The organism is Mesorhizobium sp. M0898 (assembly GCF_040319695.1).
GTDB lineage: Bacteria > Pseudomonadota > Alphaproteobacteria > Rhizobiales > Rhizobiaceae > Mesorhizobium.
Map to the genome: position 1 here is coordinate 1 of NZ_JAMYOE010000141.1, position 909 is coordinate 909.

Here is a 909-nt window from a genome sequence, read left to right on the forward strand (position 1 = left end):
CGTATCGGCGCCACCGCCGCCTTTAATGATGTTGTCGCCGGCATTGCCCTGGATAGTCTGGCTGAACTCGTTACCGATCAGATTGATGGCCGTCGTGCCTGAGGGGTTCGTGGTGGCAAGGAGCTCAATCTCCGAGCCTACCGCAAGCGCATGCCTCACCGAAGTGACCACCCTGTCTGTACCGCCACCCACCGCCTCGAACACTCTGTCACCGGCATTGTCGACATAATAGGTGTCGTTGCCGCCATAGCCGGTCATGGTGTCGCCGCCACCGGCGCCGTTGATGACATTGGCACCGGCATTGCCCTGGATAGTCTGGGCGAACGCATTGCCGGTCAGGTTGATCGCCGTGGTGCCGGACGGGCTGTTGGTGGCGAGAAGTTCGATTTCCGATCCAGCCGCAAGCGCATGACTTACGGAGGCGAATGCTTTGTCGGTACCGCCGCCCGCAGCCTCGATCTCCTTGTCGCGGATGTCATCGACATAATAGGTGTCATTGCCGCCATAGCCGATCATCGTGTGGCCGCCGGCGCCGTGAAACACATCGTCGCCGCTGGTGCCATACAAGGTGTCGCTTGTGTCGACGGGAGGCGGTTCGGTCCCAGTCGTTGCGAGGTTGTGCTCCCGGAAAACGGCTTGTAGTTCCGGAGAGCTCTCTAATGCGGTGTCGCCGTTCTGCGTTCCCCATTTGTAGGTGTAGTCGAAGGCAGGTGACGGAACCAGCTTGGCCCAATGATCGATCATGATTTGCATCTGTTCGGCGGTGGGCATGACCTGTCTGCCGCCGTCGGAAGTCTCCCAGTTACCGCCGCCGAAGGCCTGATAGACCGGAACGATGTTGCTGATCGGGATGCCCGACTTCACCGCTGCAGCCACGGCTCGGTCGATCATGTCGTAGTCGACCGTGTC

At 60.4% G+C, this 909-nt stretch carries 1 protein-coding gene; it reads right to left on the reverse strand.

The window, feature by feature from the left end; genetic code table 11:
• A partial coding sequence (locus NKH90_RS34610) for a calcium-binding protein (RefSeq protein WP_352823812.1) occupies positions 1-891 on the reverse strand: 891 nt, incomplete at its 3' end.
• Positions 892-909 lie beyond the last annotated feature (18 nt).